Origin of the sequence: Pseudomonas sp. NFR02, assembly GCF_900119375.1 — a bacterium.
Lineage (GTDB): Bacteria > Pseudomonadota > Gammaproteobacteria > Pseudomonadales > Pseudomonadaceae > Aquipseudomonas > Aquipseudomonas paracarnis.
The window spans coordinates 22,472-40,652 of sequence record NZ_FPJJ01000010.1 but is presented as its reverse complement, the minus strand read 5'-3'; the positions used below and the strand labels follow the sequence as shown (position 1 = coordinate 40,652).

15 protein-coding genes and 1 pseudogene are annotated in these 18,181 nt (G+C 60.3%); 2 read left to right on the top strand and 14 right to left on the bottom strand.

The window, feature by feature from the left end; genetic code table 11:
* Positions 1-12: 12 nt before the first annotated feature.
* The 3 genes from BT199_RS24585 to BT199_RS24575 form a co-directional block, all read right to left on the bottom strand.
* Complete coding sequence (locus tag BT199_RS24585) at positions 13-2,250, bottom strand: xanthine dehydrogenase family protein molybdopterin-binding subunit (protein WP_032903499.1); 2,238 nt, start codon at positions 2,248-2,250, stop codon at positions 13-15.
* Positions 2,250-2,708: a (2Fe-2S)-binding protein gene (locus tag BT199_RS24580; protein ID WP_014718046.1), complete on the bottom strand. Its 459-nt coding sequence runs from the start codon at positions 2,706-2,708 to the stop codon at positions 2,250-2,252. The genes BT199_RS24585 and BT199_RS24580 overlap by 1 nt, the downstream gene beginning before the upstream one ends.
* 172 nt (positions 2,709-2,880) lie before the next feature.
* Positions 2,881-3,810 carry a LysR family transcriptional regulator gene (locus BT199_RS24575; RefSeq protein ID WP_072435617.1) on the bottom strand — a complete coding sequence of 310 codons (930 nt, stop codon included), beginning with the start codon at positions 3,808-3,810 and terminating at the stop codon, positions 2,881-2,883.
* 108 nt (positions 3,811-3,918) lie between these two features.
* On the opposite strand from BT199_RS24575, the gene BT199_RS24570 reads away from it, so the two are divergent.
* Together BT199_RS24570 and BT199_RS24565 are read left to right on the top strand one after the other, a co-directional pair.
* The gene (locus tag BT199_RS24570; RefSeq protein ID WP_060767473.1) at positions 3,919-5,418 is read left to right on the top strand and encodes a CoA-acylating methylmalonate-semialdehyde dehydrogenase; all 1,500 of its coding nucleotides are present in this window, start codon (positions 3,919-3,921) and stop codon (positions 5,416-5,418) included.
* Positions 5,419-5,592: 174 nt separating this feature from the next.
* The gene (locus tag BT199_RS24565) at positions 5,593-6,369 is read left to right on the top strand and encodes an ABC transporter substrate-binding protein (protein ID WP_072435616.1); all 777 of its coding nucleotides are present in this window, start codon (positions 5,593-5,595) and stop codon (positions 6,367-6,369) included.
* A 155-nt stretch (positions 6,370-6,524) separates the two neighbouring features.
* On the opposite strand, the gene BT199_RS24560 is transcribed toward BT199_RS24565, so the two are convergent.
* The 11 genes and pseudogenes from BT199_RS24560 to xylA all read right to left on the bottom strand — a co-directional run bounded on the left by BT199_RS24560 (position 6,525) and on the right by xylA (position 18,084).
* Entirely contained in the window at positions 6,525-7,151 is a 627-nt protein-coding gene (locus tag BT199_RS24560; RefSeq protein ID WP_003190517.1) for a helix-turn-helix transcriptional regulator, read from the bottom strand.
* Entirely contained in the window at positions 7,151-8,284 is a 1,134-nt protein-coding gene (locus BT199_RS24555) for an NAD(P)/FAD-dependent oxidoreductase (RefSeq protein WP_014718055.1), read from the bottom strand. The genes BT199_RS24560 and BT199_RS24555 overlap by 1 nt, the downstream gene beginning before the upstream one ends.
* A gap of 13 nt (positions 8,285-8,297) precedes the next feature.
* Positions 8,298-9,245, bottom strand: coding sequence for an ornithine cyclodeaminase family protein (locus BT199_RS24550; RefSeq protein ID WP_072435615.1), 948 nt, complete (start codon positions 9,243-9,245; stop codon positions 8,298-8,300).
* A gap of 204 nt (positions 9,246-9,449) precedes the next feature.
* Positions 9,450-9,632, bottom strand: a pseudogene (locus tag BT199_RS24545) (hypothetical protein); the annotation flags it as partial.
* Between the two features lie 353 nt (positions 9,633-9,985).
* A complete protein-coding gene (locus tag BT199_RS24540; protein WP_072435614.1) occupies positions 9,986-11,035 on the bottom strand; it encodes a 3-oxoacyl-[acyl-carrier-protein] synthase III C-terminal domain-containing protein in 1,050 nt (349 codons plus the stop codon).
* Between the two features lie 49 nt (positions 11,036-11,084).
* Positions 11,085-11,942 carry an SDR family NAD(P)-dependent oxidoreductase gene (locus tag BT199_RS24535; protein ID WP_072435613.1) on the bottom strand — a complete coding sequence of 286 codons (858 nt, stop codon included), beginning with the start codon at positions 11,940-11,942 and terminating at the stop codon, positions 11,085-11,087.
* Positions 11,943-12,207: 265 nt separating this feature from the next.
* Positions 12,208-12,516, bottom strand: coding sequence for a DUF6124 family protein (locus tag BT199_RS24530; RefSeq protein ID WP_057025343.1), 309 nt, complete (start codon positions 12,514-12,516; stop codon positions 12,208-12,210).
* A 461-nt stretch (positions 12,517-12,977) separates the two neighbouring features.
* Positions 12,978-14,114 (bottom strand): sugar ABC transporter permease, encoded by a 1,137-nt coding sequence (locus BT199_RS24525; protein ID WP_014718057.1) that lies wholly within the window; start codon positions 14,112-14,114, stop codon positions 12,978-12,980.
* The gene (gene xylG / locus BT199_RS24520) at positions 14,115-15,668 is read right to left on the bottom strand and encodes a D-xylose ABC transporter ATP-binding protein (RefSeq protein ID WP_072435612.1); all 1,554 of its coding nucleotides are present in this window, start codon (positions 15,666-15,668) and stop codon (positions 14,115-14,117) included.
* Positions 15,665-16,666, bottom strand: a complete 1,002-nt coding sequence (xylF, locus tag BT199_RS24515) for a D-xylose ABC transporter substrate-binding protein (protein WP_072435611.1) — start codon at positions 16,664-16,666, stop codon at positions 15,665-15,667. Before xylF ends, xylG begins: the two co-directional genes overlap by 4 nt.
* A gap of 101 nt (positions 16,667-16,767) precedes the next feature.
* Positions 16,768-18,084 (bottom strand): xylose isomerase, encoded by a 1,317-nt coding sequence (gene xylA, locus BT199_RS24510; RefSeq protein ID WP_072435610.1) that lies wholly within the window; start codon positions 18,082-18,084, stop codon positions 16,768-16,770.
* Positions 18,085-18,181 lie beyond the last annotated feature (97 nt).

Here is an 18,181-nt window from a genome sequence, read left to right as displayed (position 1 = left end):
ATTCCCTGTCGGTTAGCTGAAGGTGTAACGGCTCAAAGGCAGACTGCGGATGCGTTGGCCGGTCAGCTGCGCCACGGCATTCGCCACGGCGGGGGCCACAGCCGGCAACGGCGGTTCGCCGATACCGCCCATTTTTTCTCCGCTCTCCACGATCTTCACGTGGACCTGCGCCATACGCGAAGGCGGCAGCACCGGATAAAGGTCGTAGTTGCGCGCCCGTGGCTTGCCATCCACGTACACCGCTTCCTCCAACAAGGTTTGCGACAGGCCCAAGGCCACGGCACCGTTGACCTGCGCCTCTACAATCGCCGGGTTGACGATGCTGCCCGGGTCAATCGCTTCCCAGATGTGATGAACCTTGACCTGGCCGTTCTCGATCGACACCTCGGCCACCACCGCTGCATGGGAGCCAAACGGCGAGGCCATGGCTACGCCGCGTGCACGGCGGGTGCCGTCTTCGGCGGTGTAGGGCCCACGCTTCCAACCGCCAGACAGCTCGGCGGCCGCTTGCAGCAGGGTGGTCAGGCGCGGGTTGTCGCGCAGCAGGTGCAGGCGCAGTTCATAGGGATCATGGCCGCCTTTGTCGGCCAGTTCGTCCAGGAAGGCTTCGTAGAAAAAGTCATTGAGCGAGTTACCCACCGAGCGCCAGTAACCGAGCATAGCCGGACCTTTGACGTAGATCTGCGCAATGCGTTTGTTGGGGATCGCATAGCTCTTGCCCGACAAGCCTTCCAGGGCAGTAGGGTCGATAGCGTCGCCCTGTTTGCCGGCGATGGCTTCGGTGGGGCCTTCGGTGGCGCTGACCGCTTCGATGGCTACGGGCAGGCCTTTGTCATCCAGTGCGGCGCGGAACTTGACCACTGCGACGGGGCGCAATACATCGCGCACGAATTCTTCTTCACGGCTCCAGATCAGCTTGATCGGCCGGCCCACCGCCTTGGCCAACGCAATGGCTTGCGGGTAAGGGTTTGCCGAGTCATACAGGAAATGCCGGCCGAAAAAGCCGCCCAGCAGCGGTGAGTGCAGGGTGATTTGCTCAGTGCTCAGGCCGGTGCGCTTGGCGATGTCGGCACGGAACATATCCGGCGCCTGGTTAGGCAGCCACACCTCCAGCGTGCCGTCGGGGTTAAAGCGTGCCAGGGCTGAAGGCGGTTCCAGCTGGGCATGGTTGAGGTACTGGTTGTGGTAGGTGGCTTCGACGCGGGTTTTGGCGCTGGCCAGTGCGCCGGCCACATCGCCTTCGTTTTCGTCATCGCGGGCCGGGCCTTGCTGGGCGGCGAGGAAGTCGCGGTACTTGTCGCTGGAAAAATCCGCCGGCATCGCCCGCACGGTGGAGTCGGCGGCGGCTTCAAGCCATTCGACCTGGATGGCTTCGACGGCCCGCTTGGCATGCCACCAACGCTCGGCTACCACGGCCACGGCGCCGGGCAGGGTGTGAACCGAATGCACGCCTTTCATGGCTTGCACCTGCGCCTGGTTGCGCAGGCTGCCCACGGTCATGCCCAGGCGTGGCGCATGCTGGACGGCAGCGTGGAGCATGCCGTCGATTTTCAGGTCGATGGTGTACTGCGCCTTGCCGGTGGATTTGTCATAGGCATCCAGGCGCTTGACCGGTTTGCCGATCCAGCGGAACTGGCTCGGGTCGCGCAGGGTAATGCTGGCCGGGTCGGGCACCGGCATATCCAGGGCGGCACCTGCCAGTTCGCCGTAGCCCAGGGAGCGGCCGGAAGCGGCGTGCACCACGCGACCGGGCTGGGTGGTCAGCTCGCTGAGCGGTACGCGCAGTTGCTCGGCGCCGGCTTGCATCAGCATCGCGCGGGCGAGGGCGCCGAGGCGGCGCATGGTCGGGTAGCTCATGCGCACCGACATACTGCCGCCGGTGATGCGCAGGCCATTTTCCATCACCACATAGGCTTCGCCGGGCGGGGCCGCTTCGACAATGAACGTGGCCGGGTCGGCATCCAATTCTTCACCGACGATCTGCGCCATGGCGGTGTGAGTGCCTTGGCCGCCTTCCATGAAGGGGCTGAGCAGGCGCACGCTGCCGTCGGGGCGAATTTCCAGGAAGGCGGGTACTTGAGTGCCGCGTTCAGCGGCGGCGCCGGTCGCGGCTTGCACGCGGGAGGTGCCCAGTGGCAAGCCGAAACCGATCACCAACGCGCCCACCGCGGTGCTGGCCAGGAAGCGGCGACGGGACAGGTTGATCGGTTCGCCCAGGGTCACGCCGGGAATGATCTCGTTGGTGTTCATCAGGCGGTCTCCTTCCCGGCGGCCAAGGCATCCATGGCGGCATGGATCGCGTTGTAGGTGCCGCAACGGCAGAGGTTGACCATCGCCGCGTCGATCTGCGCCTTGGTCGGCGCGGGGGTGTGCTTGAGCAGCGCGGTGGCCGCCATCACCTGCCCGGACTGGCAGTAACCGCATTGCGCTACTTGATGTTCGACCCAGGCCGCCACCACACGCTTGCCCACGTCATCGGCCTCGACGGCCTCGATGGTGGTGATCTCGCGACCGACCACGCCGGCCACGGGCGTCACGCAGGCGCGCACCACATTGCCGTCCACCAGCACCGAACAGGCGCCGCACTGGGCCAGGCCGCAGCCGTATTTAGTGCCGGTCATGCCCAGGTTATCGCGGATCACCCACAACAACGGGGTGTCGGCTTCGGCATCGACCTGATAGGCCTTTTGGTTGATACGTAATTCCATGCGGGCTCACCTGCTGATCATCGGTTGGTGGTGCTGAGTTCTTATAGGAGCGGTGCGACTGGAAGTCGCCCATCGTCGAACTCTAGACCAACGCGCAAGGGCTATCTATCCGATTGCCCTCAAGTTCAGAGGATCAGGCAAGTATTTGACAGGATTAGGCCTGCGCTCCCATCTATTGGAACCCGCCCGACAGCTGCGCCTTCAAGTAGGCTACCAACGCATTCACCGATTTGGGCACATGGGGTGAGTAGGGCCGAATGAGGTAAATCTCATCGGCAAACGCGCCTTTGAGTGTCCAGTCCTTCAACACCTGCACCACTTTGCCAGCGGCCAGCGCCGCCTGGGCGCTGAAGTCCGGTAGCAGGGCGATGCCCAGGTGGTTGAGTGCGGCGTCGCGCAAGGCTTCGCTGTTATTAGTGGCGAAGCTGCCGGCGATAGGCACGGTGAGGCGCTCGAGGGGCTGGCTGCCGCGTTCAAAGGTCCAGGCGGGCTGGTCGGTGCCGCGTGGGTAAAACAGGCAGTTGTGGGCCGACAGGTCGCCCGGCTCGAGGGGGTCACCGTGGTGTTGCAGGTAGTCATGGGTGGCGACCAGTACCGAGTTGGTGTCGCACAGCTTCCAGGCCACGTGGGTTTCGGGCACCTGGAAGCCGTGGCGCACCGCCAGGTCGTAACCCTCGGCGGCCAATGAGCTCAAGGCATCGGAGACGTCCAATTGGATACGCACCTGAGGGTACAGCTGCAAAAAGCCGGACAGGTGCGGCACCAGTTGTTGCCGGGCGAACGCCACGGGGGCGGTCAGGCGCAGCAGCCCGCGTATTTCCCCGACCGAGTCGCGCACCGAGGAAAAACTGCGGGCGATCTGCGCGTAGGCGCTGCGTACTTCGCGGGTCAACGACAGCCCCGCATCGGTCAGCCGCACGCTGCGGGTGGTGCGCGTCACCAGCCGCGTGCCGGTGGCCTTTTCCAGGTCGGAAATGCGCTGGCTCACCGCCGATTTACTCACCCCCAGGCGCGCGGCGGCAGCGGTGTAGGTGCCTTGTTCCTCCAGCACTGACAGCCAGTGAATGTGGGTCCACAACCCTTCGATCTCAGCCTTTTCCATGGGTGTATTGTTCGCATATAAGGACAATAAGTTCTGGATTCTGCTCTGGTTCGGAACAAAGCGAAAGCCTATCGTGTGGACCAACGCCACCCATCTGGATCGACTGCCATGACTGCAACCATCGAGCACTACATCAACGACCAGCGCGTCAGCCGCGATGACCGTTATCAGGACGTCTACAACCCGGCCACCGGTGAAGTCACCGCCCGTGTGGCCCTGGCCAGCCGCCAGACCGTGGCCGAAGCCGTCGCCGCCGCCCAGGCTGCGTTTGCCGGCTGGGCCGACACCCCGCCGATCCGTCGCGCCCGCGTGTTGTTCCAATACCTGCACCTGCTGCGCGAACGCAAGGACGACCTGGCGCGCATCATCGTCGCCGAGCACGGCAAGGTGTTCACCGATGCCCAGGGCGAAGTCGACCGTGGCATCGACATTCTCGAATTTGCCTGCGGCATTCCCAACCTGCTCAAGGGCGAACACTCCGACCAGGTCTCCCGTGGCATGGACAACTGGACGATGCGCCAGCCGCTGGGCGTGGTCGCCGGCGTGACGCCGTTCAACTTCCCGGTGATGGTACCGATGTGGATGTACCCCATCGCTATTGCGGCGGGTAACACCTTTATCCTCAAGCCCAGCCCGACTGACCCGAGCGCGTCGCTGTTCATGGCCGAGTTGCTGCATGAAGCCGGCCTGCCCAAGGGCGTGTTCAATGTGGTGCAGGGTGATAAAGAGTCGGTGGACGCGCTGATCGAACACCCGGACGTCAAGGCCGTGAGCTTCGTCGGCTCCACGCCGATTGCCCAATACATCTACGAGAGCGGCGCCCGCAACGGCAAGCGCGTGCAAGGCCTGGGCGGGGCGAAAAACCATATGGTGGTGATGCCCGACGCCGATATCGAACGCACCGTGGATGCGCTGATGGGCGCCGCCTACGGCAGTGCCGGCGAGCGCTGCATGGCGATCTCGGTGGCGGTGCTGGTGGGTGATGTGGGCGACAAAGTGATCGCCGCTTTGACCGAACGCGCCAAGTTGCTGCGCATCACCGATGGCCGCGATCTCAAAGCCGAGATGGGCCCGATCGTGTCGCGGGCCGCGCTGGAACGCATCAGTGGCTACATTGAGCAGGGTGTACACGCCGGCGCGCAGTTGCTGCTCGATGGCCGTGACTACGTGCCCACCGAACCCGGCCTGGAAAACGGCTTCTGGCTCGGCGCGACCTTGTTCGACCACGTGACCCAGGACATGAGCATCTACCGCGAAGAAATCTTCGGCCCGGTGTTGGCCTGTGTGCGCGTCAACGACTTTGCCGAAGCGGTGAAGCTGGTCAACGACCACGAGTTTGGCAACGGCGTCAGTTGCTTCACTCGCGATGGCAACATTGCTCGTGAGTTTGCGCGGCGTATCGAGGTGGGCATGGTCGGTATCAACGTGCCGATCCCGGTGCCCATGGCCTGGCACGGGTTTGGTGGCTGGAAGAAGAGCCTGTTCGGTGACATGCATGCCTACGGCACCGAGGGCGTGCGCTTCTACACCAAGCAGAAGTCGATCATGCAGCGCTGGTCGGAGAGCATCGAGCAGGGCGCGGAGTTTGCAATGCCGGTGTCCAAGTAAGGTTTAAGCTGTGCTGCTGGATCTGATGTGGGAAGGCTCAAGCCCTCCCACATTTTTTTTGCCTGTTGACGGTTAAACACATAAAAGTCCAGTATGGAATTATAAGTACAAAATAGCTGCTGCACGTTTTTCTTCACTCTTGCCAAACCAACAACAACTTGCGAGAACCCCTCCATGAAGAAACGCTATCTCCTTCCCGCCCTGGCCCTGAGCCTGTTTGCTTCCAGCCACCTGCTGGCCGCCGAGAAAACCCTGCGTATCGGTATCGAGGCGGCTTACCCCCCGTTCGCCTCCAAGACCGGCGACGGCAAGATCGTCGGTTTCGACTACGACATTGGCAACGCCCTGTGTGCGCAAATGAAGGTCAAGTGCGTGTGGATCGAAGGGGAGTTCGACGGGCTGATTCCGTCCCTCAAGGTCAAGAAGATCGACATGGCGTTGTCGTCCATGACCATCAACGAAGACCGCAAGAAGTCGGTGGATTTCACCCACAAGTACTACTTCACCTCGTCGCGCCTGGTGATGAAGGACGGCGCCGTGGTGGATGACCAGTACGCCAGCCTCAAGGGCAAGAACGTCGGTGTACAGCGCGCCACCACCACCGACCGCTATGCCACCGAGGTGTTCGAACCCAAGGGCATCAACGTCAAGCGCTACAGCAATAACGAAGAAATCTACATGGACCTGGCAGCGGGGCGTCTGGATGCGATCTTTGCCGACACCATCCCCCTGAGCGACTTCCTGTCGATGCCGCGCGGGCAGGGTTATGCCTTTGTCGGCCCGGAGCTCAAGGACCCGAAATACGTGGGTGAGGGGGCCGGCATTGCAGTACGCAAGGGCAATGGCGAGTTGGTCAGCGAATTGAATGCGGCGATCGACGGCATTCGCGCCAGTGGCGAATACCAGAAGATTTCACAGCAGTACTTCAAGGCCGATATCTACGGCGACTGATGCAAAGACGCGGTCAATGTGGGAGCTGTCGAGCTTTAGCGAGGCTGCGAAAGCGGTGGGTCAGGTGATGCAAATGTTGACCTTGCCGGCCCCTTCGCAGCCTCGCCGGGGCTCGACAGCTCCCACAGGGAATCGGCGCCGTGGTCAGAAAGGGCTCAACCCTTGAGTTCCTTCAAGTGCTTGTAGACCGTCGCTCGCCCCATGCCCAGCACATTGGCCACATAGTTGGAGGCGCTCTTGCCCTTGAATGCGCCTTCGGCATGCAGCGCCAGCACCAGTTCGCGTTTGTGGTCGCGGGTCAACAGGTTCAGGCTCAACTGACGCTCGCGCAGCCAGGCATGCAGGAAGGTGTTGATGCGTTCCTGCCAGTCATCACGGAACAGCGCGTCCGGCTGTGCGATCAGCTTGCTTGGCGACAGGAATAAATCCAGCGCCGCCTTGGCTGTTTCGAACATTGAAATATTCAGGTTGATGCACAACACAGCCAGCCTGCGCCCTTTGTGGTCGTGCAGCACGGTGCTCAGGCTGCGGATTTTCTGGCCATCCCAGTTGAGCTTTTCGTAAGGGCCGATATTCACCTCGCTGACGTCACCGTCGAGCATGTCCTCCAGGGACGAGTCGTCACCCAGGCTGCGTTTGGACAGGTTATTGGCGATGTAATCCACGGTTTGCGTGCGCAGGTCATGCAGCACCACTTCTGCATGGGGAAAGAACAACGTGGCGATTGCATCGGCAATCGCGCGGAAGTTCTGCATGACCTTGTCTTGTTCGGCGGTGTTCATCAATGGGGCTCCAGGCGGACCGGGGAGAGCATACCAGCGTCCAGGCCGAACCGGGTCAGTGCCTCCGGCAGCGGTTCGCCGCGCACCAGGGCGGCGCTTGCCTGGCCCATGGCGGGTGAGGTCTGGATACCATAGCCGCCTTGCGCTGCCACCCAGAACAGTCCCGGTACTTGCGGGTCAAAGCCCGACAGTAAATCACCGTCCTGCACAAAACTGCGCAGTCCGGCCCAGGTGCGCGTGGGGCGGCGGATGGTCAGGGTGGTGGCTTCCTCGATCTGGTAAATGCCCATGGCAATATCCAGCTCTTCGGGTTGCACATCCTGGGGTTCTACCGGGTCGGCGTTGGCCGGCGAGCCGAGGAACATGCCGGCATCCGGTTTCATGTAGAACGCTTCGTCGAGGGCCACCAACATCGGCCAGTCGTGGCTGTCCATGCCCTCGGGACCAGCAAAGACAAAGGCCGAGCGGCGCTTGGGCTGCAAGCCGATGGACGCTGCGCCCGCCAGCCCGCCGATATGGTCGGCCCAGGCACCGGCGGCGTTGATGATGACCGGCGCGGTGAAGGTCGCATCCTGGGTGCGCACCTGCCACAAGCCATCGGCGTCGCGGCTCAAGCCCAGCACATGGCTGTCGGTGCGCACTTCGCCCTGGTTGCGGCGGATACCGCGCAGGTAGCCTTGATGCAGGGCGTCGGTGTCGATGTCACAGGCGGTAGGGTCGTAGATTGCCCCGTGGACTTTTTCACGGCGCAGGATCGGCAAGCGTGCACAGGCTTCATCGACCGTCAGGCGCTGCACCTGCGCCACGGTGGCCTTGGCGCTCAGGTACTGGCTGTCGAGTTCGGCCGGGTCACCGTTGAAATCCACGGTCATTTCGCCCCGGGGCGTCAGCAGTGGGTGTTCGCAAAAGCCTGCGGGTGGCTGGTCGAAGAAGGCCCGGCTGGCCAAGGTCAGCGCCCGCACTTGCGGGGTGCCATACGCGGCGGTGTAGAGCGCCGCCGAACGCCCGGTGGAGTGATAGGCCGGGTGATTTTCACGCTCCAGCACCAGAACCTTGCCGTGCTGCGACAACCAGAACCCGGTGGACGCGCCGGCGATGCCGCCGCCGATAATGATGAAGTCTGCCTGGTGCATAACACTCTCCTGATTAGCGTTGGCGTTGGTACAGGGCAGTAGCCAGTGCGATGTCTTCCAGGCCCAGGCCGATGGAGCGGAAAAAGACGTGACGATCGTAGTCGGGGCGTTGGGCCATGTCGCTGAACAATTCGGGCAGGTCGCCGACAATCGTACGTTTGTCCCAGCCGTGCCGCTCGCTGGCGATCAGCATCTCACCGGCCGAATCCGGGGTGGTCTGGCGGTAGTCGCAGAACACGTGCATCTGGTTAAGGCAGTGCGGCGGCACTTCATGGGCGCGTGGCGCGTTGGTGCTGATGGAGGTAATCAGCGCGGGTTTGCTCAGGCGCGAGGGGTCGATGACCGGCCCGGCGGAGGAGGTGCACAGCAGGATCACATCCGCGTCTTCCAGGGCGGCCTCACAGCTTGCGACGAGGCTCAGGCGCGGGTCCAGGCTGGCCAACTGCGCACGCGTTTCGGCGCTGGCGCTGCCCAGGCTTGGCGAGTACAGGCGGATTTGCTGCCAGTCGCGCAGGTTCTGCACATAATGCAGGTGCGCCTGGGCGACCTTGCCGCTGCCGATGATCGCCAGGCGTTGCGCCGCCGCCGGGGCAAGCGCATCTACCGCCAAGGCCGTGGTGGCGGCGGTGCGTGCGGTGGTCAATTCAGCAGCATCGCACAACAGCAACGGCTGGCCGCTGTGCATCGACATCAACAGGGTCCAGGCCGTCACCAGGGGGCCTTGTTCACGCACGATGTAGGGCGAAGTCTTGACCCCGTACACCCCGTCTTCGGCCAATACGCCCAGGTAGTTGATGAAGTCCCCGGCGCCATCGGGAAACGCCACCAGCTGTTGCGCCGGCTGCACCGCTTGCCCGGCAGCGAGGTCGCGGAACAGTTTGCGCAGGATCAAAGGCACGTCGACTTGAGCCAGCAAGGTACGGGCCTGGGCCTGGTCGATAACGAGGGGCGTCGTGGACATGGGGTTCTCCGGATAAACTAATTTGTCCATTATGGACTTTTAGTTTTTATCCGCAATAACCCGAGGGAAAAATGAGGCTTATGTGGGCTGTCCCCCCACCCATTGTAGGAGCGAGCTTGCTCGCGAAAAACGTCAACGATAACGCGTGCTTCCTGAAGAAACGCAGCGCCTGTGATTTTTTCGCGAGCAAGCTCGCTCCTACGGTCAGGCAGTGGCTTTGGTACCGGTCAGGCACTCGATGGAGCGATCTACCGTGGTCTTTGCAATTTCCAGCAAATGCCACACCGCCAGGATCTTCGCCCGTTCAGGGCTTCGCAGCAGCTCACCGCAATCGAGTGCCGTGGCAGAGGCGCTGTCGAGCAGGGCGTCTTCGAAGTGTAGTTCCTGTCTGAATATCAAGGAGTTGACACTTTTCGCGACTAAACAAAGGTGGCGGCTGTACGCAGGTTAGTCGACCGGACAGAACAGGAACCCGGCGCGCCCGAAGGCGCCCTGCGCACAGCCACCATAAAGCTTCATGGAGCATGCGCCTGTTCTCAAACCGGGCGACTAAACCCGATCACTGATTGGCAGTGATGGACCGCAGACTAGCCACCGATTCCAGCAGGCACAAGGCGGCAAGGATTGTCTAGGAAACGTCCTGCAATTTACAGGGACACCCCTTGCTGGCCCTTTACATACCATGACCAAATGCCAGTAATTCACTGGTTAGGAGAGTAAAGAAGTCCTTTGGGCCGTAATTAAAAATTGAACGTCATCGCTGAAAACACCATCCCTGCACTTCCGATACAGCTCAAACAGGACTTACCCCTGGTTAATACGCCTTGTGAAACGGCATCCGCAATTCCAAAGGGTGCAGAGGCGGTGGTTATATTGCCTGTTTTGTGCGCGATTTTATGAGCTTTATCCGCCATGCCGAGAGGCTGTAAGATTAGTTCATTTACTCTTGGCGAGGAGGTGTGGGTAAAAATACAATCAATTTTACTGTTTTGAATGTGCGCTTCATTGAGGATTTTAGTGGACTCTTTAAAGCCGGTTTCATGCATGTGCTCACCAAAAGACGTTAGTTGAAATTTTCCTTTTGCACTCGCAATGCGCGCAATGTCCGAATCGTTGCAGAAGGACTGCCAGTCCGGTAGAGGGATCGTACACAGATCACTTAAATCCGGCCGGTTGATAAAACTAAATGTGAAATTTTCGGGCGAGTCATTGCTGAGTATTGTAACGGTGACTGCCTCTCCCAAAGTGTACGTTGGAAATTTGTAAGTGAGCTCGGAGGCGGACTGTAACGCAAAATTGTGGATGGCAAAACTCCGTGGTGCCGTGACACCGAATTCCATGTTAATGATGGCCGCGTATCGAATAGTCTGTGCTTTCATCTTGTCATTGATAATATCCATGCTCGTCACCCACCCCATGCATGCGTCCACCACATCGTGGCTTCTGCATTGCAGGCCAAGGGCTTTGGCGATAAAGGTACTGTTTGCAGGCTCTATAAAACCACGGGAAATACTTGAGTAGAGCAGCAGGTCAATCTCTTTTTTGTCTATATTTGCTTGTTTCAGAGCCTCAACGAATGACGTTTCCATCAGGGTCATTGGCGATTCGTTTTCTGCTAGCCATTGCCTGGACTCCGTGCCATTTTTTTTGAGTAGTCTGTCAATGATCATGAGCGTATGCGGCAAATCGCCGTCAAAGTTTTTTTGGGAGTGCTCAGTCACTAGGTCGAGAACGTCCTGATTGGAAACATGCCGTGACGGAAGTGTTCCTGAAATGCCGATAATTTTCATGAGATATACCAGGCAGATGAACGAGTGTGAGGCTAGGTTTTAAGGGCGTTTAGAGCGGTGGGTCGGTTTTTAATGAGGGCTTTGAGTTAAGTCCGAACAGTTTTCGAATTGCTTTATCGAACAGACGCCTTGGTAACCAGCATTGGAGTAAGGGCAACTTGCAGCTCAACGGACCGCTGCGAACAACGAAAGGCGCGACTTCAGTCAACACGGCGCTTACTACGCGCCGGGCAAAGTCCTTCGCCGGCATCGCTCCCTGTTCCGAAATACGCGCACGGTCTTGTAGATGCTCCCGGAACGTAACGTATATGGAGTCGGCAGGTAAGATAACAATCTCTCTGGCATAGTCCCTGATGTTGGAAACAACCTTGCCGGGTTGCACCACGATGACGTCAATTCCAAAAGGTGTTAGTTCCATTCGCATCGCCTCTGAAAGGGCATGCAGCGCGGCCTTGCTTGCGCAATAAGCACCTGCGAAAGGTGTCACGACAACACCCGAGACGCTTCCGATGTTTACAATTCGGCCTCGTCCCCGCGATAGCATCAGCGGCAGGAATGCGCGCGCCACCTGCACGGGAGCAATGACATTGGTTTCGAATTGGCGCCGTAACGCCTCGGCTGGGAGATCGGCAACCGCGCCACCTTGGCCATAGCCGGCGTTATTGATCAATATATCCAGTCGTCCCTGTTCCTGAACGACTCTTTCAACCGCAGCCGCGATGCTTTGCGAGTCGGTAACGTCCAATGTCAGTACACGCAAACCACGGGCCGCCAAGGTGGCAAGCGCTGTGATGTCTCGTGCAGTCGCGTAGACGAGGTGGCCTCGTTCATGAAGCTCCGTCGCCAGCGCAAAGCCAATTCCGCTGGAGCAACCCGTAATCAGAATGATCAATCCCGGCGTTGCCATATTGAAGGTCCCTCTTCAATGTTACGTGCGCTTGCGGTTACTGCGTGCGCCATATTGCTCTGCAGTTGTGCGGTCTCAACCGTTCGGGCTGCAACCCTGTTGGGCTGTTGAATCATTGCGTTAAAACCGTTGGGCGTCACCTGTGAGAACTAACAGTTTTTCAGACTATTTTGCTGCCGGGTGGCATTAATCCACCGATACAGGGTTTTGGAATGCGGGCAAATGTTGGAGGAGGCAGAACCCCCTCCCACAGTGTTAATCGACTTTAGGCAGTGGCTTTTGTGCAGGTCAGGCACTCGATGGAGCGATCTACGGTGGTTTTTGCAATTTCCAGCAAATGCCACACGGCCAGGATCTTCGCCCGTTCAGGGCTTTGCAGCAGCTCACCGCAATCGAGTGCTGTGGCTGAAGCGCTGTCGAGCAGGCTGGCGGTGTAGAGCAGGGCGTCTTCGAAACTCAGGTCTTCGTTGACGCAGTGGAAGCCTTGGGTGGGCAGGTAGTGGTCGATGGCGCGGTTGAACGCGGCGCGGTCTTTTGCGGGATCGATGGGTGGGTCGGGTAGTACTTTATTCATGGTATAGCTCCGGAATGTTCATGGAGCCGACACGCTTCGCGACTAAACGTAGGGTGGCGGCTGTACGCAGGTTAGTCGACCGGTCCAGAGCATCCGGCGCACCCGAAGGTGCCCCGCGCACAGCCACCATAAAAACGTTATGGGACCAAACGCTTGCTCGAATCCGGGCGACTAAACCCGATCACTGATTTGGCAGTGACGGACCGCAGACTAGCCACCGATTCCAGCAGGCACAAGGCGGCAAGGATTGTCTAGGAAACGTCCTGCAATTTAAAGGGACACGCCTTGCTGGCCCTTTACAAACCATGACCAAATGCCACTAACCCAAGCGTGCAATACGATCAATGTGGGAGCTGGCTTGCCTGCGATGGCGGTGGGTCAGCTACCGTTTTACTGCTGACAGACCGCCATCGCAGGCAAGCCAGCTCCCACAGGTGATCGGTGGTGTTCTGGCGGACGAGTTATCGCCTGCCCGAGCGCGTACTCACGTCTACCCACACCGCCAGCACCAAAATGCTGCCCTTGACGATCATCTGCCAGTAGCTGTCCACATCCAGCATCGACATGCCGTTGTCCAGGCTGGTAATCACCAGCGCCCCCAGCAGCGCGCCATACACCGTGCCCGACCCACCCCGCATCGAAGTGCCGCCAATAAAGCACGCGGCGATGGCGTCGAGTTCGCCCATGTTGCCCGCCGACGGTGAGCCCGCCGCGAGGCGCGCGGTGTTGACCAGGCCGGCGAGGGCGCACATCACGCCCATGATGCCGAAGATCCACAGTTTCACCGCTTGCACATTGATGCCCGACAGCCGCGTGGCCTCCATATTGCTGCCCACCGCATACACCCGGCGGCCGAACACAGTCTGGTGCGTGACATAGCTGAACACCCCCAGCAGCGCCAGCAACAGCAGCACCGGCACGGGGATGCCGTCGTAGCGGTTGAGGGTGGTGACAAAGCCTGCGAGCACCGCGCCAATCAGCACCACGCGCAGTGCATCGCGCAGCCGTGAATGCGCGGCCAACCCATGCAGCGCACGGTTGCGCCGTTGTTTCCAGGTGAGGAACAGTGTCAGGGCAAACAACAATACGCCAAGCCCGATGCCGACGTTGTGGGGCAAATACCCCTGGCCCACATACACCAGCGACGGCGACACCGGCGCAATGGTGGTGCCGCCGGTAATCCCCAGCAGAATCCCGCGAAACGCCAACATTCCGCCCAGGCCGACGATGAACGAGGGGATGCGCAGGTAAGCGGTCATGTAGCCGTTGGCCAAGCCGATCATCAAGCCGCACAACGCCACCAGGCTCAGGTTGGCCAATAGCGGCACGTGATAGACCACATCCAGAATCGCCGCCAGCCCGCCCAACAGCCCGAGCAACGAGCCCACCGACAAGTCGATCTCGCCGCTGATAATCACCAGCACCATGCCGCACGCCAATATCCCGGTGATCGACATCTGCCGCAGCAGGTTGGAGAGGTTGCGCGGGGTGAGAAAACCACCCTCGGTCTGCCAACTGAAAAACAACCAGATGAACGCCACGGCGATCACCAGCGCGAGCATCTTGTAGCGGGTAAAAAGGTGTTTGACCTGATTCATCTACGCGGTCTTCCGATTGTTATTGTTTTGGCTGAGCGCAGCGGCGAGCACCTGTTCCTGGGTGAGCCCGTCATTGATGAAATCCCCGCGCAACTGGCCGTCACCAATTACCAGTACGCGGTTGGACACGCCGAGCACTTCGGCCAATTCCGAGGACACCATGATGATCGACACGCCTTCGGCCGCCAGTGCGCCCATCAGTTTGTAGATCTCGTACTTGGCCCCAACGTCCACGCCACGTGTAGGTTCGTCGAGGATCAGCACCTTGGGCTTGGTCATCAGCATTTTCGCCAGCACGGCCTTTTGCTGGTTGCCGCCTGAGAGGCTGGTGATCGGCAGCGACGGGCTGGCGGTCTTGAGGTGCATGCGGCTGATTTGCTGGTCGATGCTGCCCAGTTCGGCTTCGGCGTTGATGCGGGTCAGGTGCGCGTAGGTGTCCAGCACCGCCAGGGTGATGTTCTGGCCCACGCCCAGGTCGGGGATGATGCCTTGGCGCTTGCGATCTTCTGGGACCATGCACAGCCCGGCGCGGATCGACTTGAGCGGCGTGCGCGTGTCGATCACCTGACCCTCCAGCCACACCTCGGCGCTGTAGCGCCCGGGGTAGGCGCCGAACAGCGCCGACACCAACTCCGTGCGCCCGGCCCCCACCAAGCCGGCGATGCCAAGGATTTCACCGCGCCTGAGCACGAAGGAGATGTCGTCGACGCGCTTTCGCTTGGGGTTGTCGACGTCGTAGCAGGTGACGTTACGCGCCTCGAAAATTACCTCGCCCACCTCATGGGGCTCGGTGGGGTAGAGGTTGCTCATTTCGCGGCCGACCATCTGCGTGATGATCCGGGGGATGTCCATGTCTGCCATGGCGGTGGTCGCGATGTGCTTGCCGTCGCGAATTACTGCAATGGTGTCGCACACCGCCGCCACTTCATCGAGCTTGTGCGAGATATACACACAGGCCACACCCTTGGCCTTTAGGCCCCGGATAATGTCCAGCAGCACCTCGATTTCGCCACGGGTCAGGGCCGAGGAGGGCTCGTCAAGAATCAACAGGCGCGCCTGTTTGTTCAGCGCCTTGGCGATCTCCACCAATTGCTGGTAGCCGCCGCCATACTGCGACACCGGCAGCGCCACATTCATGTCCGGCACCTTGAGTTCACGCATCAACGCCTCGGCGCGGTGCAACATCGCCGGGTAGTTCATGCGCCCACCGGGCAGGGTCAGTTCGTGGCCCATGAAAATGTTCTCGGCCACCGACAGGTCGGGCACCAGGGTCAGTTCCTGATGAATGATGACAATCCCGGCGGCCTCGGTTTCGCGGATGGACTGGGCCTTGAGCGGCTGCCCATCCCAGAGGATTTCCCCCTCCCAGGTGCCGTGCGGGTAGACCGCCGACAGCACCTTCATCAAGGTGGATTTACCCGCACCGTTTTCACCGCACAGGCCCACACACTCCCCAGGTTTGACCTTGATGTCGATGCCGTTGAGGGCGTTGACACCGCCAAAGCTTTTGACGATGCCGTTCATTTGTAGCAGGTAATCGGCGGCCACGGTCATTGCCCGGCGATCTGCTCTTTGGTGTAGAAACCGTCCTTTTCCAACAGGTCGATGTTGGCTTTGGTCAACGGCGTCGGCGTAAGCAGGATGGTGTCGACCTTCTTGCTGCCATTGTCGTATTGCGAGCTGTAGGTCGGCTGTTCGCTGCGTGCCAACTGCACCGAAAGTTTGGCCGCTTCGGTGGCGATCAGCTTGAGCGGTTTGTACACGGTCATGGTCTGGGTGCCATCGATCACGCGCTTGATCGCCGCGAGGTCAGCGTCCTGGCCGGAGATCGGTACCTTGCCCGCCAGTTTCTGCGCGGCCAGGGCCTGGATCGCACCGCCGGCGGTGGCGTCGTTGGAGGCGACGATGGCGTCGATCTTGTTGTCGTTACGGGTCAGGGCGTTTTCGACAATGCTCAAGGCCTCGGTGGGGTTCCATTCCTTGACCCATTGCTGGCCGACGATCTTGATATCGCCTTTGTCGATGGCCGGTTGCAGCACCTTCATCTGACCTTCGCGCAGCACCTTGGCGTTGTTGTCCGTCGGCGCGCCGCCCAGCAGGAAGTAATTGCCCTTGGGCGCTGCTTGCAACACGCCGCTGGCCTGCATCTCGCCGACTTTTTCGTTATCGAAGGAAATATAGGCGTCGATGTCGGCATTGAGGATCAGGCGATCATAGGACACCACCTTGATCCCGGCTTTCTTGGCTTCGGCCACCGCATTGGTCAGCACCGTGGCGTTGAACGGCACGATCACGATCACATCGACGCCCCGGGAGACCAGGTTTTCGATCTGGGCAATCTGCTTCTGCTCGTTGGCATCGGCAGACTGCACGAACACCTTGGCATCGAGCTTCTGCGCGGCGGCAACAAAGTAATCACGGTCGCGGGACCAGCGCTCCAGGCGCAGGTCGTCGATGGAAAAACCGATTTTCGGGTGCGCAGGGTCGGCCATCACCGGCAGGGCGAGCAGTGCCAGGGCTGCGGCGAGCAGGGCAGGTTTGAATGACTTCATGGTGGTGCGTCCTTTTATTGTTGTTGGAAAGACACAGCGTGGTGCGGGTTGAACTGTAGAGCGTCACTCGACGCTCTGTGCAGAGATTTGTCGTGCAAATGTCACCGATAGATAAACCGATTCACAACGCCTTCAAGCATCTCCTGGCGCCCACTCACCGCCTGTGGGTCCAGCGCGTTGGCAAAGGCATGTTCAGCCAATGACTCCAGGCTGAACTCACCGGCCAACACCGCCTGGCCCAATGGTTGGCTCCAGCCGGCATAGCGCTGGTCCTTGAACTGCTGCAAGCGGTCGTCCTGCACCATCGCCGCCGCACGCTCCAACGCCAGGGCCAGCACATCCATGGCGGCGACATGCCCATGGAACAGGTCCACCTCGTCGAGGCTCTGGCGGCGCACCTTGGAATCGAAGTTATAGCCGCCGTTCTTGAACCCGCCCGCCTTGAGAATTTCATAGGTGGCCAGGGTCATCTCCTCGACGCTATTGGGGAACTGGTCGGTGTCCCAACCGTTCTGCGGGTCGCCGCGGTTGGCGTCGATGCTGCCGAAGATCCCCAACGACACGGCGGTGGCGATCTCATGATGAAAACTGTGCCCGGCCAGCGTCGCGTGGTTGGCCTCGATGTTCACTTTGATTTCGTGTTCCAGGCCGTACTCATGCAGGAAGCCGAACACGGTGGCGCTGTCGTAATCGTATTGGTGTTTGGTCGGCTCTTGGGGCTTGGGCTCGATCAACAGGTCACCCTTGAAGCCGATCTTGTGCTTGTGTTCAACCACCATGCGCATAAAACGCCCGAGCTGTTCGCGCTCGCGCTTGAGGTCGGTGTTGAGCAAAGTTTCATACCCTTCACGGCCACCCCACAGCACATAGTTGGCGCCCTTGAGGCGCAGCGTGGCATTCATTGCACTGAACACCTGGGCGGCGGCGAAGGCGAACACCTCTGGGTCTGGGTTGCTCGCGGCCCCGGCGGCAAAGCGCGGGTTGCTGAAGCAATTGGCAGTGCCCCACAACAGCTTGATGCCGGTCTGTTCCTGATGGCGCTCCAGGTGGTCGACCATCTGCGCGAAGTGGTTGCGGTACTCCTTGAGCGAGCTGCCTTCGGGCGCCACATCGGTGTCGTGAAAGCTGTAGTAGTCGATACCCAGCTTGGAAAAAAACTCAAACGCCGCCTCGGCCTTGCCGATCGCCACCTCCATCGGATCGCCACTGCGCTGCCACGGGCGCTTGAACGTCCCCATCCCAAACATATCCGCCCCCGGCCACACAAAGGTATGCCAGTAACAGGCGGCCATGCGCAGATGCTCCCGCATGGGCTTGCCGAGGATCAGTTTGTTGGCGTCGTAGTGACGAAAGGCGAGGGCAGAGGTGCTGGCAGGGCCTTCGAAGCGCACCTTCTCGACACCGGGGAAGTACGGCATGGGGTTTTCCTTATTGTTCTGGGCGGTGTCTGGATACTAGCAATGGCACCTGGGCGGCTGATTATGAAAATCACCAAGGTGTAGTGCGATTTTGAGT